The sequence below is a fragment of the Streptomyces sp. CA-135486 genome (genome assembly GCF_050936555.1).
GTDB lineage: Bacteria > Actinomycetota > Actinomycetes > Streptomycetales > Streptomycetaceae > Streptomyces.
In genome coordinates this window covers 3,715,988-3,731,951 of sequence record NZ_JBNJMM010000001.1, presented here as the reverse complement: position 1 = coordinate 3,731,951, position 15,964 = coordinate 3,715,988, and the positions used below count along the sequence as shown (strand labels likewise).

Here is a 15,964-nt window from a genome sequence, read left to right as displayed (position 1 = left end):
ATGGCCACCGTCATCACCTCCACGGCACTCAGCCCGGCCGACGACACAGGCAGCGCGATCCGGTACGCGGCATCGGCCGGGACCGCCTGCCTGCAACAAGCCGGGCTCACCGGCGCAGACGTCGACGTCCTGATCAACGTCGGTGTCTACCGCGACTCCAACATCTCCGAACCGTCCGTCGCCGCGCTCATCCAGAAGCGCATCGGTATCAACCTGGACTATCTGCACGCCCCCGACAGGCGGGCCGCGTTCTCGTTCGATCTGATGAACGGCGCCTGCGGCGTGCTCAACGCCGTCCAGGCCGCCAGTGCCCTCCTCGCAACCGGCAGCGCACGCCGGGTGTTGGTGGTCTCCGCCGACACGCATCCCTCGATGGACCCGTCCAAGGCGGGCACTGCCGAGTTCCCGTACGCGAGCACCGGAGCGGCACTCCTGTTGGAACGCACCGACGACGCCCGCGGCTTCAGCCGGGTGCACCACCGGTCGGCGCCGGGGGCACACGGCGTCAACGGGTATGTGCCGCTGTACGAGGCCGGCTCCGAAGGCCGCAACACCATCGTCGTCGACCGCGAGGGCGACGTCCTGGAGCAGATGCTCGACCTGGCCGTCGACTCCGTACTCGGCTGCCTCGCGGCCGAGGACGGCACCGACGCCGACGGAGCGACAGCAGTCCTCGACCGCACGCTGCTGATCACCTCCCAGCCGTCGCCAGACTTCCCCGCCCAACTCGCCAAGCGCCTGGGCGTGGCCTCCGATGCCGCCATAACCGTCGAAGGAGTGCGGGGCGACCCGCACACCTCGGCACTCGCCTACGGCTTCCGCCAGGCACAAGACACGGGCAGGCTCACGGGCTTCGAGCGGATCCTCTTCCTCGCCGTCGGCGCCGGGCTGAGTTCGGCAGCCTCCCTGTACCGCCCGGCCGACGACATCGACGGAGCCACGCGCTGATGCCCAGCAGCTCGACCGCACTGCGCGAGGACGCGTTCCTGACCGAACTGCTTGCATGGCATGCCGTCCGTACGCCCGACAAGGCTGCCGTCATCCACCCGGACGGCGACCGGATGGAGTCGGCGGGCCGACCGGCCTATGCCTCGGTCGGCTACGCCGAATTCGCCGCCCGGGTCAGGGCCTGCGCCGCCGCCCTGGAAGAGCACGGCATCCGCCGCGGTACCCGTACCGCCCTGCTGGTGACTCCGGGCGTCGACCTGCTGACGCTGGTCTTCGCGTTGATGCACGTCGGCGCGGTTCCGGTGGTGGTCGATCCGGGCATGGGCCTGAGCCGCATGGTGGACTGCCTGCATCGGGTGGGTGTCCAGGCATTCATCGGCGTACCGGCCGCACACATCCTGCGACGGCTGCGCCCGCGTGCCTTTGCCGGAGTGCAGAGCCTGATCAAGGTGGGCCGCGGGAGCGGCACCGCGCTTGAGGAGCTGACCTCCCTCGGTGCGGATCTGCCGCAGCTGCCTCCGCTGGAGTCCGGGCCCGACGACCTCGCGTTGATCGGCTACACCACCGGCAGTACCGGCCCGGCCAAGCCGGTCGAGCTCACCGTCGGCATGCTGCGTGGCATGGCATACGGCGTCGAGCAGGGCCACTTCACCGCCGACATCAACAGCACTCTGGTCACCCTGCCTCTGATGGGCGTGTTCGACCTCGCGGCGGGCCGCACCGCCGTGGTGCCGAAGATGAACATGGGCCGGGTCGGCGCCGCCGACCCGGCGCTGCTGACCGACGCGATCCAACGCTTCTCCGTGAACGCCATGTTCGCCTCCCCCGCGCTGCTGGATCCGCTCTCGGCCCATCTGGCAGCGACCGGCGCCCACGTGCCCTCGCTGCGCGTGATCGTCTCCGGTGGCGCACCGGTGAGCCCCGAGCTGATGGCCGCGCTTCGCGCCGTACTGCCCGCCGAGGCACGTGTGTTCAGCGCCTACGGGTCGACCGAGGCGCTGCCGATAGCACTGGTGGAGAGCAGAGAAGCGCTGGCCGGGCCGGCTGCCGGCCCGGCTGAGGGCCTGGGCGTCTGTGTGGGCCGGCCCGCACCCGGCACAACCGTGCGCACCATCAAGGTCAGCGACGGGCCGGTCCCTCGGTGGACCCCCCTACTGCAGGTGGCAGCTGGTGAGACGGGCGAGATCGTGGTCAGCGGTGAGGCGGTCAGCCCGCGCTACTTCCAAACGCCCCAGGCCGACTCCGAGCACAAGATCCAGGACGGCGAACGTCGTTGGCACCGCACCGGTGATGTCGGATGGATCGACGGTGAGGGACGGATCTGGTTCTGCGGTCGCAAGAGCCACCGGGTCCGCGCAGCCGGCGGCGACCTGCACACGGTGCGCTGCGAGGGTGTCTTCAACACCCACCCGCAGGTGAAACGCTCGGCGTTGGTGGGCTTCGGCCCACACGGCGAGCAGCGGCCGGTGCTGTGCGTGGAGCTGGCGCCGGGCACCGACCGCGAGCAGTGGCCCCGAATCGAGGGCGAGTTGCGCGAACTGGGCGCGAACAACCCGATGACCAAGGCGATCGCGGACTTCCTGCCGCACCCCGCGTTTCCCGTCGACATCCGCCACAACGCCAAGATCCGCCGGGAGCTGCTGGCCGGCTGGGCCGAGGACCAGCTCACCGGAAGCCGCCGCCCGACCGCGGCGGACCGGGCGCTGCGCGCCGTCCCGCTGCTCGGGTGGGCGTACCTGGCGGCCTGGCCGCTGCTGCCCTGGGACAACGTGGCCCTGACCTCTCTGTGGTGGCTCGACGCCTTCCTGAGCGTTGTCGTCCACGCGGTCCAGATTCCGGCCGCGCTGCGCGCCGAGCAGGAACTCGCCACCGGGCGCAAACCGTTGGCGACAGCCGGGCTCACGATGCTCTTCGGAGCCACGTGGTGGCGGACACAACTCCGCAGGAGGAAGGGCTCTTCCATATGAAGGTGCTGGTGACGGGCGCGTCCGGGTTCCTCGGCAGCCATATCGCCGACGCCTGTGTTCGCGCCGGCGACGAAGTGCGGGTGCTGGTGCGCAAAGAGAGCGACCTGAGCCATCTGCGCACCATTGCAGGCATCGAGTTCGCATACGGCGACCTGCGCGACGCCGCCTCGGTACGCCGGGCGATGGACGGGATCGATGCCGTGCACCACAGCGCGGCCCGGGTCACCGACAGGGGTACCCGTGCCCAGTTCTGGGACGAGAACGTCTCGGGCACGGAGCGCCTCATGTCGGCGGCTCAGGAAGCCGGGGCACGGCGCTTCGTCTTCATCAGCAGCCCCAGCGCGCTGATGGGCATCCATGGCGGCGACCGGCTCGACATCGACGAGAGCGAGCCCTTCCCCGCACGCCACCTCAATCTCTACTCGGAGACCAAGGCCGCAGCGGAGCGCCTCGTGCTGGCCGCTGACCGCGCGGACTTCACCACCGTCGCGCTGCGCCCGCGCGCCGTGTGGGGCCCGCGCGACCACTCCGGTTTCATGCCGCGGCTGCTGGCGAAGATGATGACGGGCAGCCTGCCCGACCTGTCCGGGGGCAGACCGGTGTACGCCTCGCTGTGCTACTGCGAGAACGCCGCCGATGCCTGTGTGCGGGCGGCGCGTGCCGACGGTGTCGGCGGCAGGGCGTACTTCATAGCCGACGGTCAGCCCGTGGAGATCTGGAGCACGCTCGCCGCCCTCGCCGAACGTTTCGGCGGCAAGCAGCCGACCAAGCGCGTCTCCCACGGCCTGCTGCGCGCAGTCGCCTTCACGGCGGACATGGTCTGGAAACTGCCGCCGCTGGCCAAGCACTCCTCGCCTCCGCTCTCCCGGTATTCGCTGGCACTGCTGACCCGTTCGGCGACGTACGACATCTCGGCGGCTCGGCGGGATCTGACGGCGCCCCGGGTGGACCACGAAGCCGGGATGGCCCAGCTGGAGGCCTGGATCGACAGCATCGGCGGCGTCAACGAATTCATCCGGAAGGTGAAGTAGCCATGACTGCGCAGCATGCCGCCACGGGCATCGATGCCGAGGCCGGTCCTGGGGCCGGTCCCGAAGCCGGTCCTGGGGGCGGTCCTGGGGGCCGAACCGCCTTCCGCCGGCCTGTCTCCCCGACCGAGTGGTCCTATCTGGCCGCCACCCGCCTGGGTGAGCTGCTGGTGCTCCAGTTGGTGGTCGAGGGCACCGGAGCCATCGACGCCCTTGCCCTGAGCCGCGCCGTCGCGCAGGCCTCGGCGTCCTGCCCGGGCTCGCGCCTGGTACGCCGCGGCAGGATGTGGGTCGACAGCGGACTGCCTGCCCGGGTCGTGGTGGCCGACGGGAGGGCTTTCGACCGCAGTACGCTCACCGGCTTGCCGGAGCTCACCAGCCCGCTGGCCGAAGCCGAAGGCCGCTCCGGCTGCGAGGTCCTGCTCCTCACCGGCGAACCCGGCACCGTGGTCTTCCGCGCGTCCCACGCCGTGATGGACCTCAAGGGCACGGCGATCTGGGCCGCCGAGGTCTTCCGCGCTCTGCGGGGTGAACCGCTGCACGGCGCCGCCGGCCCCCTGGCCGACTACCAGCTGCTGGAAGCGCTCGGCCGAACCGGGCAGCGGCCCCGCCTCGGGCTCGACCACCGCTCGCCGTTGGCCGGCCGCGCGGGCAGCGGCTCGGTATGGCGGCGGCGTACGGTTCCGGGCCGGCACCCGGCGCTGGCCGCGAAGGTGGCCGCTGAGGTGGCCGGGGCCGTGGGTGGATCCGCCCGGATCATGGTCCCGGTGGATCTGCGGCGTCACGCTCCCACCGTGTCGTCGACGGCCAACCTGGCGCTGCCGGTGTTCCTCGACATCCCGGCCGGCCAGGGCACGGATGCGGTGCACTGGCGGTTGCTCAACGCCCTGGCCTCCCGGCAGGAGTTGGCGACCGGGACGGAGGCGACGCTGGCCCGGCTGCCGCTGCCCGCGGCCGCAGCGCTGGTCGGGGCTTCGCGAGCCGCCTCGTACGCCCGGCACCGCTATCTGGCCTCGGCAATCGTGTCCAACGCCGGCGGACTGGCGCTCGAGGAATTCAGTACCGGGGAGTTCACGGCGGCGACCGTGTACGCCCTGCCGGTGCATGCCCCCCTGGTTCCGGTCAGCATCGCCCTGCTCGAACTGCCCGAGCACACCGAATTGGTGGTCTCCGCGCGCGGGGCCGCTGACGTCGGCGATCGCTGCGAACTGCTGCTGGACCGGATCGAGACCGCGCTGGGCACGGCTGTACCCGTCTCCTATGCCCCGTCCGTGGCACCGCCTCGGGAGCCCGGCGCAGCCGACCGGCTGCTCGCACCCGGACCTGATGGGCTTCCGTCGCTGGACACCACAGTGGTGCAGCTGTTCCGGGCGCAGGCCGCCCGGCGGCCGGACACACCTGCCGTCATCGGCGACAACCACCCATGGTCGTACGGGGATCTGGACCGGCGCTCGGACTCCGTCGCGGCCGCACTTCTGGCCCAGGGGGTCGGGCGCGGCGAGGTGGTCGCTGTGCTGGCCGACCGCTCGGCTCTCGGCCTGGCCGGGGTCTGGGGTGTCCTCAAGACGGGCGCCGCGTTCTTGCCGATGGACATCCGCAATCCGGCCCAGCGGGTCAAGGAACTGCTGCACGACGCGCAGGTCCGCTTCTGTCTGACGGACGCGGCCTCGGCCGACCGTACGGAGGGGGCCGACTGTACGACTCTCCTCCTCGAGGACGTCGCAAGCGACGACGCGACAATCGACGAATACGCCCGGGCGGCAGTCGCCGCTGCCGCTCCCGGACCGGACGATCTGGCGTACGTCATCTACACCTCGGGTTCCACCGGCAAGCCCAAGGGCGTCCAGATCGAGCACCGGAGCCTCGTCAACGTGGTCGGCTGGATAGCCCCGTTCCTGCGGTGCGACGAACAGACCCGGGCCGCGTACTCCTTCTCGTCCGGCTTCGACCTGTCGATGATGCAGATCTTCCCACCGCTGCTGCACGGTGGCGCCGTCATACCAGTGCCCGGCGAACTCGACCACCTCAAACTGCGAGAGATGTTCTCGGGGCAGCGAGTCAACACCCTGGCGCTGACCCCGACCCACCTGGAGCTCGCCGCCCGGCTCGGCCTCCGGCCGGCCGGCATCCGCGCGCTCCATGTCGGCGGCGAGAACCTCTCCACGGCCAGCGGCCAGTGGGCACGCGCGTCGTTCGGACCGGACTGTCTGATCGTCAATATCTACGGACCCACCGAAGCGACAGTGGCCTGTACCGCCGCCGTCGTCGGCGACGATGCCTCACGCGCGTCCACGCCGATCGGAGTGCCGGTGCACCGTACCTCTGTCGCCGTGCTCGACGAGCAGCGGCACGAAGTCCGGGACGGCGCGTTGGGCGAGCTGTACGTAACAGGTGTTCAACTGGCCCGTGGCTATCTCGGCCGCCCCGACCTGACGGCCGACCGCTTCGTCTATCTCGCGGACGGCCGGCGCGCGTACCGGACCGGCGATCTGGTGCGGCGGCTGCCGGACGGGCAGCTCGAGTACGCGGGCCGGATCGACGCGCAGGTCAAGATCCGCGGCCACCGGGTCGAGCCGGCCGAGGTCGAGGCGGCGCTCACCGCGCTGGCGGACATCGCACAGGCCGCCGTGGTCGCCCGCCGCAGGCACCACTCCGGTCCGCAGGCGCTGTGTGCCTATGTGGTTCCCGCCGAGGGTGCGGAGGCCCTCGACGAGGCAGCCGTACGGGCGGAGTTGGAACGTTCGCTGCCGTCCCACCTGGTGCCCTCGGTGGTGTGTGCGGTGCCCGGACTGCCGGAGACGGCGAGCGGCAAGACCGACCGCAACGCGCTGCCGAATCCTTTCGACGAAGCAGCCGCAGAGCCCGGACTTGCGCGGGGCGGCGGCGCTGGCTCCTCTCCCGCACCCAGCACCGGGCTTGCCCCGGTACCCGACGCCGCTGCGGTGATCGCCGGGATCTGGTCCCGCGTCCTGCACTGCGATGCCACTCGCCTCGATGCCTCCTCCGACTTCCATGCACTGGGCGGCGACTCTCTCGCCGTCCTGGAGATGCTGGCCGCGCTCGGCGACGAACTGCTGGGCAAGGCCATGGAGCAGCAGTTCCTGGCCCGGCTCGGGTCCCTGAGCGAGAATCTGACACTCGGCCGGGTCGTCGAGACCGTCGACGCCCTGCGGAGCACGTCGTGATCTTCGTCGGTGAGGGCGCGCTGCTCTGGCGCGCCGTACAGCACACGCTGGACAGCGGTCTGGCCGTGGACCTGGTCTGCGGCCCTGCCGACGCGCGGACGGCTCGGCCCGACGTGCCCTTCCTGGCCACCGCGGACGTGAACACGGTCGCTGCCGAACTGGCCGCCGCGGGCACGGACGGCCTTGTCTGGTCGATCAACAACCGGATGATCTTCCGCGCTCCGGTCCTCTCCACCGGGCTGCGCATCCTGAACGTCCACCATGGCCCGCTGCCTGCCTATCGGGGGCGGCCGGAGGTGGCCCTGGTGTACGCGATGCTGCGCGGCGAGCCGGAGTTCGCCGCGACACTCCACCAAGTGGACGAGGGCATCGACACGGGCCGGACCCTGGCCGCCGAGTATTATCCGATCGGCCCGGACGACCCGTACCACGTGGTGCTGCGCCGGGGTTTGGAAACCTGCCACAACCTGTTCAAGCGCTGCCTGCCCCTCGCTGCAGCCGACCCTGCCTGGACCGGCGAGCCCACCCGGCTCATGGAGACCGAGGGCGGCGGCTACTTCGGCCGCAAGGCACTGCTCCGGCTGCCGGAGCACCGCACTGACCCGAACTTCGAGCGGGCCACGGACCTGGGTTTCCTGGCCGGCTACTTCCCGGAGCTCGCCGCAACCCTGTCATGAAGCCGGCAGCCATCGGGTACAGACCCGTCGCGACCGGGTCCGTTGCGGAAAGCAGTGAGCGGTGTGTCTGCTGCGGTCAGGCGGCGGGGCCGGCGTGCGAAGGCCACCACCGAGATCGTGACGCCCAGGACCGGTCGGACGGGCGGGAGGCCGGGCGACCGTCGCGTAGACGGTTCGCCCGGCCCCCGACGTCGCGCGGCGGACACCGCGCGGACGGGCTCAGGCCTCGACGACGCCCGACTTGGCGATCGTGACCTTCGCCTTGGGGGCACCGCTGCGCGAGCCCAGGCCCTCGATCTTCTTCACGAGGTCCATGCCCTCGACGACCTCGCCGAAGACGACGTGCTTGTTGTCCAGCCAGTCGGTGACGATGGTGGTGATGAAGAACTGCGAGCCGTTGGTGTTCGGGCCCGCGTTGGCCATGGAGAGCTGGCCCGGCTTGGTGTGCTTGAGCTGGAAGTTCTCATCGGCGAACTTCTGGCCGTAGATGCTCTTGCCGCCCGTGCCGTTACCGGCGGTGAAGTCGCCACCCTGGAGCATGAAATCCGGGATGACACGGTGGAAGGAAGAGCCCTCATAGCCGTAGCCGTGCTCGCCCGTGGCGAGCTCGCGGAAGTTCCTTGCGGTCTTGGGGACCACGTCATCGAACAGCTGGAAGACGATCCGGCCGGCGGGCTCGTCGTTGATGGTGATGTCGAAGAACACGTTACTCATGGCTTCATTTTGACACCCGCAGTCACGGGAACGCACACCAGACCCGCCTCGAGGCCGAGAGAACACCCACTCCGCCGCGCGGCCGCGCGGCGCACCGGCGTGCTTGCCGACGCGCAGGACGTGTACGACAACCTGAAGCCGGGCGGTCGGCTGCTGTTTTCCGTTCTGCACACCAACTCCGACGGAGATCCGCCCTCCACCACGGTTACGCCGCTAAACCTGCTCGATTCCATGCGGGCCACCCTGCGGCGTCCGTGAGCGGGAGCAGCCGTGCGGTAGCCGGTCGGCACTTCAACGGCGGCCACTGTTGTGCCCACGGCACGTACGGACCTGCACCTTGCCGCGGCCGCGTGCTTGCTCGTGCCCAACAGAGTGAACACAACATGCGTTCATCTCATCCCACTTATCGAGATAACCGACTTCGTTGTCTGATTTACATGAGTATCCGATACACTGCCGCGGCAAGTGAAATGGTTGTTTGTCCAGGATGTGACCCGGGGGGGCACCTTGGAACCATTGGGGCCTGACGACCCTGCCGTCGTGGGGCCGTACCGGCTGGCCGCCCAGTTGGGCAGTGGCGGCATGGGCCGTGTCTACCTCGGGTACTCGCCGAGCGGCCGACAGGTCGCGATCAAGGTCATCCGTCCGGAATACGTACAGGAGCCCGCTTTCCGGGAGCGCTTCGCCCGCGAGGTGGTCGCCTCCCGCGCCGTGAGCGGATTCTTCACGGCCGTGGTGGTCGACGCAGACCCCGAAGGACGCCAGCCGTGGCTCGCGACCGCGTACATTCCCGGCCCCTCACTGCAGCAAGCGGTGCAGAAGAGCGGCCCCTTCCCGGAGCGGTCCGTGCGGGCGCTCGGCGCGGCGCTGGTGGAAGCCCTGACGGCGATTCATGGTGCGGCGCTGATCCACCGGGATCTCAAGCCCGCCAATGTACTGCTTGCCCAGGACGGGCCACGTGTCATCGACTTCGGGATCTCGCGGCTCGCCGAGCACAGCGGACTGACGCTCACCGGCACCACGATCGGGTCTCCGGGCTATATGTCGCCCGAGCAGATCCGGGGACTCGCCATCGAGCCCTCGTCGGACGTGTTCTCGCTCGGCTCGGTTCTGGCTTTCGCCGCGACGGGCGCCGGCCCCTTCGGTGAAGCGTCCCTGCCGGCACTGTTGTTCCGCGTGGTGCACGAGGAGCCCGATCTCCAGGCGGTACCGGCCGACTTGCGAGAGCTGATCAGGCGGTGCCTGGTGAAGACGCCTGCCGACCGCCCGACGCTGCCGGAACTGATGCCGGCTCTGACCGGCGGCCGGTCACCGGTGGAGCTGCTCGGCGCGGGCTGGCTGCCGGAGACCTGGCAGGGCGAAGACGCGACGGGGACACTCGCCTTCCCGGACGTGCCGACCTCGACCGTTGCGCTGCGCGCCCCGGCCCCGGAGCAGCCGCAGAATCTTCCTGAGCCTCTGCCGGAGCGGCCGGTCAGCCGTCGCCGACTCCTGTACGCCGCGGCCGGCGCCCTGGGGGCCGGCGGGCTGGCAGCTGCCACCTGGGCGATGACCCGGGACGACAAGCCCGCCGCCCCGGGATCGCTGCGCTGGCGGTTCCCCACCACCGGCACGGTCCTGTCCTACCCGAGGGTGGCCGGGGATCTGGTCTACGCGGCGAGCAACGACGGCACGCTGTACGCACTGACCACCGCCGACGGGGTGCGGCGGTGGAAGTACACAACCGCCGCGGCCATCGGCTCAGCACCCACCGTGCTGGGCGGCAGCGTGTACCTGGGCAGCGACGACCGCACCCTGTACGCCTTCGACGCGCTTTCGGGAAAGGTCCGTTGGCGGTTCGCCACGGGAGGCATCGTCCATACCCCGGTCGTGACAGGGGGCGTCGCGTATGTCGGCAGCGCGGACCGTCGGCTGTACGCCGTGGACACGGCCAGCGGAAAGCGCCGGTGGGCATTCGCCGCGGGCAACGACACCCACTCCCCCGCCGTGTCCGGCGAAACGGTCTACGTGGGCAGCAGCGACACCAGTCTCTACGCGGTGAACGCGAACACGGGCGAGAAGCAGTGGGCCTTCACCACACGCGGGGCGGTGTCCGGCATCCCGTCCGTAGCGGGCGGCATCGTCTACTTCGGCAGCACCGATGGCAACTTCTACGCGGTCGACGCAGGCACAGGGAAGCAGGTCTGGCGATTCGAGGGTGCCGCTGTCGGATCCAACCCGGTGATCGCCAAGGGAGTTGTGTACGTGGGAGGCGGCAAGACGCTGCACGCGCTGGACGCCGGCACCGGCAAGCCCAGATGGGAGTTCGGGGCCGCGGGCGACGTGCACGCGCCCGCCGTGGCTGGAGCGGTGGTGTACGTGGGCAGCGACGACAGCAGGCTCTACGCGGTGAACGCTGCCACGGGAAAGCAGCTTTGGGCCTACTCCGCCCCTGCCGCGGTGCACTCGCCGACGGTCGCACAGGACACCGTGTTTTTCGGCAGTGACGACAGCAGCCTGTACGCCGTTCGTATCTGAACCGACCGGGAACCGGGCGGCAGACGCAAGCAGTCCTACTCACCGCAGGTAGGGGCTTTTTCATGTCTGAGTGACGCTGTTTGTTACCAAGGGGGGACATGTCTACGTATTCATCGCGGCTGGATCGGCGCGCCGAGGGGAGGAATCGCCGCAACGCGTCAGCCGTCGCTGCCTATACCGGTGCTGCCCGGGCCTGCGGCCCGCTGGCCAACCCGGGACCGGAAGTGGAGTTCCGTTCCGTGCTGCGACCGGGCCACCGGGTGTCGCTCACCGCTCTGACCGCCGCCACCGCCCTGGCCGACATCGCATTCATCGGCTGGCTGCTGCTGCCCGAGCATGTGCCGGGCCCTGGGGTGACCGGCATCGGCAACGGCTGGCTGATCCTCGCCCGGCTCGGGTTCTGCCTGGTCATAGCCGTCGAGACGATCAAAATCGTGCAGGCGGTGGCAATCTGGGTGTTCGCCTTCCGGGCGAGGGACCCCATTCCCATGGTCCCGCCGAGCAGGCTGCGGGTCGCCATGCTGACCACCATCGTGCCGTCCAAGGAGCCGATTGCCGTCGTACAGCGGACGCTGCGGGCCATGCTGGAGGTGGCGCGTTGGGACTGCACCGTGGACGTCTGGATCCTGGACGAGGGAAACGACCCGACCGTACGGCAGATGGCCGCACGCCTGGGGGTCCACCACTTCAGCCGCAAGGACAGGCCGGAGTACAACCAGCAGTCCGGCCCGTTCCGGGCGCGTACCAAGTCCGGCAACCACAACGCCTGGCGCGCCGAGCACGAGAACGAGTACGACGTGGTCGCCCAGATGGACCCGGACCACGTGCCGCTGCCGTGCTTCCTGGAGCGGACCCTGGGCTACTTCCACGACCCGGACACCGCGTTTGTGGTAGCCCCCCAGGTGTACGGCAACGCCTATGACAACTGGGTCGCGCACGGCGCCTCGGTACAGCAGTACCTCTTCAGCAGCATCGTCGAGCGGGGCGGCAACGGTCTGGACGCCCCCTTGCTGATCGGCACCAATCACCTCTACCGGGTCAGCGCATGGCAGCAGATCGGCGGCTACCAGGACTCGATCATCGAGGACCATCTGACCAGCATGAGGATCCACGGCACGGTCAATCCCGCCACCGGAAAGGGCTGGAAGGGGGTCTACACCCCCGACGTGGTGGCCGTGGGCGAGGGCCCGACGACCTGGACCGACTATTTCAACCAGCAGCGGCGCTGGGCCTATGGCATCTGGGAGATCAAACTCAATCCGCGGCTGAGGCAGGGCATCCGGCTCCGGCGCCGTCAGCGGCTGCTGTACGACCTGGTCCAGTTCTACTACCCGAGCGTCGCCATGAGCCTGATGCTCGGCACCCTCGCCACCGCCCTGTACATGCTGCTGGGGGTCTCGTCCATCCAACTGCCCGGACGCCCCTGGTTCCTGCTGTGGTCGGCGGGCATGGGCGGCTCATTCGCCCTGTGGCTCTGGCTGCGCCGATTCAACCTCGCCGAGCATGAGAGGCGGGAGATCGGCATGGCGGGGATCCTGCTGTCGCTCTTTGCCGGGCCTGTCTACATCGCGGCCGCGGCGAACGCCCTGCTGCGCCGGCCGCTGGCGTACGTGGTCACCGCCAAGGGCGAGCTGCGCAGTTCGGAGTCGCTGCGCACCTTCCGGCTGCACCTGATGTGGGCCCTGCTGGCCGGAAGTCTGCTGACCGTCAGCTTCCTCAACAACCATGACTACACCGGCATGCGGATCTGGACACTGCTGGGCCTCGCGGCCGGCTCGGCCCCGCCGCTGCTCGCCCTGGCCCAAGGTGTCTCCACACGCTTGCGTACCGCGAGGGCCGACCGGTGAGGATCACCACGCCACGGGTGCTTGCGCTGCTGTGTGCCGCGCTGCTGTCCTGGTACACCTTCCAGGTGGCGCCGGACCTGGCGGACCGCGAACGCCGCGAGGCAGCCGCGCGCGCCGACGCCGTACTGCCACCGACGACCGTGCTGCCGGACGACGATGGCGCGCCGCACCACCCCGCCACACCGACGCCCACGGTCTTCTTCCCCGCCGCGGGAAAGGCGTTCGTCGGCGTCTTCACGTCAGCGGGCACCCACGACTTCACAGAAGCGGCCGATTTCGCCCGGCAGACCCGGCACCGCCCGCAGGTGTACGAGTTCTCGGCCGACTGGGAGACCGATCACTTCGACGCAGAGGCGATCAACCGTGTGGCCAGGCGGGGCATGCTGCCCATGGTCGCCTGGGAGCCATGGGACCACACAGCCGAGGCCGAGGAACCCACGCTGCGTGGCGAGCAACCCGAGTACCGGCTGTCGAGGATCATCAAAGGCTCCTTCGATCCGTACATACGGTCCTGGGCGCTGGGCATCAAGTCGCTCGGCTACCCGGTGGCCATCCGCTTCGCTCACGAGATGAACGGCTACTGGTACCCCTGGTGCGAACAGTCCAACAGCAACCGCCGTGGCGAGTACGTCCGGGCATGGCGTCACATACACAAGATCTTTGACGCGGTGGGAGCACGTAATGCCGTGTGGGTGTGGAGCCCCAACGTCAGCTACACGAACTCCACGCCGCTCACCCGGCTCTACCCGGGAGACGCATACGTGGACTGGGTGGGCCTGTCCGGCTACTACGGCACCGTGGGCAAGGAGAACTACCAGTCGTTCGACCGCCTCTTCACTCCGTCAAGGAACGAACTGCGCCGCTTCACCGGCAAGCCGCTCGTCATCACCGAACTCGGCGCGACGGACGCCGCTGGGCGGAAGGCAGAGTGGATCACCGACATGTTCCGTGCGCTGCCACGCCACCGCGACATCATCGGCATCATCTGGTACCAGGCGGTGAAGGAAATCGACTGGCGCGTGGGCACGTCCCAGGCATCCTCGGCCGCCTTCACCGCCGGGGCCTCGGCGAACCGGTACCAGCAGCGGTGGGCGCCGGGTATGACACCCCGCCTTCGGTGAACCGGGGATGTGACGATGCCGGACTCAGCCCTCGGGACTTGGTGAGCTCCGAACCGAATCAGTGGAGTCCCTCTGAGGTTACGGCGGGGAGAGCGGCCGTACTGGGACTTCGAGCCGCAGCCGACGTGAAACCGACTGATTCCCCTGGTCAGGCTCGTACGGCCACACCAACCCTGTCCCCGAGCTCAGCCTGGCCCTCCTCATGGTCGAGCGGATCGAGCAGCGACTGGAGGTCGCAGATGCCCACCCCGTGGTCAACGCGCTGTCGATGGGCGATGTGATGGGTCTGATCGTGCGCTGCGCCGGAACCGACATGGATGACGTGCCCGCCTTCCTCGACACGGTCCGCGAGCGCACGCTGCGCGCAATGGCCACCTGACGGGAGCCTCGGCGTCACGAATCGGCGTCATGAGTATCGCAACCGGTCCGCGCGCGATCCGCTGGTGCCGTGGTCAGGCGCGCGGGGGCGACAAGGCAGTAGGCCCGCCTCGGGTAGTGCCAGGCAGATCGACCGGAGCCGGTTCAGCGCTGAATGTGCCATGGCCGGATCAGCCGTGATCCGCGGCCTTGCGGGGCTCCCCGCGGTAGGTGCCGAACGACCACCGGTTGCCTTCGGGATCGCGGGCGGCGAAATCTCTGGAGCCATAGTCGGTTTCGCGCAGCCCGGAGGTGATCTCGGCGCCGGCGGCCTTCGCGCGTGCGTACAACCTGTCGGGGTCGGCGGTGACCACATAGGCGCCGAAGCTTCCGGGCCGCAGCGGCCAGGCGTCGTCCTCGGCGTCCTGCTTCGCCGAGCCGAGCATGATCCCGCCGCCTTCCGGCCAGGACAGCTGGGCATGGTCGACACGGTCACCCTCCCCGTGGACCACGGTCTCCTCGAATCCGAATGCGTCGATCAGAAACCGGATCAGCGCGCGGGCGTCGTGGGCCCGCAGGGTGGGCCACACCTGCGGTGCCGGTGTCGTGTCGTCCATGTCCACCAGACCTCCTCGGCCAGTCCTTCAGCACTGGTTGGGCTTTTGCCGCGTCCAACCTTCCGCTGGTTCGCCGCTGGGGGCTTGGACGTTTCGGAACTCCTCGGCCAGCCATGTGCTGGGGGCGCAGCCGGCCAGGGAGCGGAACTCGCGGGCGAGGTGTGCCTGGTCGAAGTAGCCGCACTGCGCAGCCACGTCGGCGAGCCGGGGAAGCTCCGACCGACCGGCACCGGCGGCCAGCAGTCTGCGGGCGCGGTCGAATCGGACCACCCTCGCGGCGGCCTTGGGCGTGAGCCCGGTCTCCCGACGGAAGCGGTCCGCCAAATGGCGTCCGCTCCAGCCGACCTCGTCCGCCAGCGCCGACACCGGCACGGCACCGCCGGTGCGGATCAGCAGCTGCCAGGCCCGGGCGACCTCGGGCGGAACGCCTCCGTAGGGGGAGGTCGCCCTAAGCAGCAGCTTGTCCAGCACGGCGAAGCGCTCCGGCCAGCTGCCGGCCGCCTGCAGCCGCGCCTGGAGCTCACCGCACACACGGCCCAGTACTGCGTCTGCGGGAAGATCGGTGTTGGCCAGCTCACCGGCCGGCAGGCCGAGCAGCGCCCGCGCACCGAGCGGGTGGAGCGCAATCTGGATGCCCGACTGGCGGCCTTGGTGGGTGATCAGCGCCGGCGACGTGTGCAGGCCACCGAGCAGGGTGTCGTAATTTCCCGGTGCCTGTCGGGGATCAGGGTGGCCGGCCACGGTGAGCACATCGTCGAGCGTGAAGATCAGCGTCAGGTAGGGCGAGGGCATCCCCCGGTGCTGTGTGGCCGGGAAGCCGTCCTGGCGGTAGCCCGTGTACCAGGCCACAAAGGGCCGCAGCGCGGCGGCGGCGCGAACACGGACGGACTCGTTGATCACGCCGGGGCGCGGGAAGAGCGTAGCGCCGCGGCGACCGGCCCACGCGGCGCTGAGCCGGCGAACAGCTCCGAAATGTCCACTCGCGG

General features: G+C 69.7%; 12 protein-coding genes and 1 pseudogene. 10 read left to right on the top strand and 3 right to left on the bottom strand.

Annotation, left to right across the window (positions count from 1 at the left end; genetic code table 11):
* From ACQEVG_RS16870 to ACQEVG_RS16850, 5 genes are read left to right on the top strand one after another with little or no spacing between them, the layout of a single operon-like run.
* Positions 1 to 948, top strand: coding sequence for a hypothetical protein (locus tag ACQEVG_RS16870; protein WP_432983826.1), 948 nt, complete (start codon positions 1 to 3; stop codon positions 946 to 948).
* Complete coding sequence (locus ACQEVG_RS16865) at positions 948 to 2,915, top strand: fatty acid CoA ligase family protein (protein ID WP_432983823.1); 1,968 nt, start codon at positions 948 to 950, stop codon at positions 2,913 to 2,915. Before ACQEVG_RS16870 ends, ACQEVG_RS16865 begins: the two co-directional genes overlap by 1 nt.
* Entirely contained in the window at positions 2,873 to 3,946 is a 1,074-nt protein-coding gene (locus ACQEVG_RS16860; protein ID WP_432983820.1) for an NAD-dependent epimerase/dehydratase family protein, read from the top strand. Before ACQEVG_RS16865 ends, ACQEVG_RS16860 begins: the two co-directional genes overlap by 43 nt.
* A gap of 2 nt (positions 3,947 to 3,948) precedes the next feature.
* Positions 3,949 to 7,128 carry a non-ribosomal peptide synthetase gene (locus tag ACQEVG_RS16855; protein ID WP_432983817.1) on the top strand — a complete coding sequence of 1,060 codons (3,180 nt, stop codon included), beginning with the start codon at positions 3,949 to 3,951 and terminating at the stop codon, positions 7,126 to 7,128.
* Positions 7,125 to 7,805, top strand: a complete 681-nt coding sequence (locus tag ACQEVG_RS16850; protein ID WP_432983814.1) for a formyltransferase family protein — start codon at positions 7,125 to 7,127, stop codon at positions 7,803 to 7,805. The genes ACQEVG_RS16855 and ACQEVG_RS16850 overlap by 4 nt, the downstream gene beginning before the upstream one ends.
* A gap of 219 nt (positions 7,806 to 8,024) precedes the next feature.
* Here ACQEVG_RS16850 and ACQEVG_RS16845 read toward each other — a convergent pair whose 3' ends face one another.
* On the bottom strand, positions 8,025 to 8,519 hold the full coding sequence (locus ACQEVG_RS16845; RefSeq protein WP_432983811.1) for a peptidylprolyl isomerase: 495 nt from the start codon (positions 8,517 to 8,519) through the stop codon (positions 8,025 to 8,027).
* 99 nt (positions 8,520 to 8,618) lie between these two features.
* On the opposite strand from ACQEVG_RS16845, the gene ACQEVG_RS16840 reads away from it, so the two are divergent.
* From ACQEVG_RS16840 to ACQEVG_RS16820, 5 genes and pseudogenes are all read left to right on the top strand, one after another.
* Positions 8,619 to 8,777, top strand: a complete 159-nt coding sequence (locus ACQEVG_RS16840; protein WP_432983808.1) for a hypothetical protein — start codon at positions 8,619 to 8,621, stop codon at positions 8,775 to 8,777.
* 282 nt (positions 8,778 to 9,059) lie between these two features.
* Positions 9,060 to 11,036 (top strand): PQQ-binding-like beta-propeller repeat protein, encoded by a 1,977-nt coding sequence (locus ACQEVG_RS16835; RefSeq protein WP_432983805.1) that lies wholly within the window; start codon positions 9,060 to 9,062, stop codon positions 11,034 to 11,036.
* Positions 11,037 to 11,134: 98 nt separating this feature from the next.
* Complete coding sequence (locus tag ACQEVG_RS16830) at positions 11,135 to 12,883, top strand: glycosyltransferase family 2 protein (RefSeq protein ID WP_432983802.1); 1,749 nt, start codon at positions 11,135 to 11,137, stop codon at positions 12,881 to 12,883.
* The gene (locus ACQEVG_RS16825; RefSeq protein ID WP_432983799.1) at positions 12,880 to 14,004 is read left to right on the top strand and encodes a glycoside hydrolase family 26 protein; all 1,125 of its coding nucleotides are present in this window, start codon (positions 12,880 to 12,882) and stop codon (positions 14,002 to 14,004) included. The genes ACQEVG_RS16830 and ACQEVG_RS16825 overlap by 4 nt, the downstream gene beginning before the upstream one ends.
* Positions 14,005 to 14,170: 166 nt before the next feature.
* Positions 14,171 to 14,383: pseudogene (locus ACQEVG_RS16820) on the top strand (DUF6224 family protein); the annotation flags it as partial.
* A gap of 169 nt (positions 14,384 to 14,552) precedes the next feature.
* Here ACQEVG_RS16820 and ACQEVG_RS16815 read toward each other — a convergent pair.
* Together ACQEVG_RS16815 and ACQEVG_RS16810 are read right to left on the bottom strand one after the other, a co-directional pair.
* Positions 14,553 to 14,978 (bottom strand): VOC family protein, encoded by a 426-nt coding sequence (locus tag ACQEVG_RS16815; protein ID WP_432983796.1) that lies wholly within the window; start codon positions 14,976 to 14,978, stop codon positions 14,553 to 14,555.
* Between the two features lie 27 nt (positions 14,979 to 15,005).
* Entirely contained in the window at positions 15,006 to 15,878 is an 873-nt protein-coding gene (locus tag ACQEVG_RS16810; RefSeq protein ID WP_432983793.1) for a helix-turn-helix domain-containing protein, read from the bottom strand.
* Between the last annotated feature and the right edge of the window lie 86 nt (positions 15,879 to 15,964).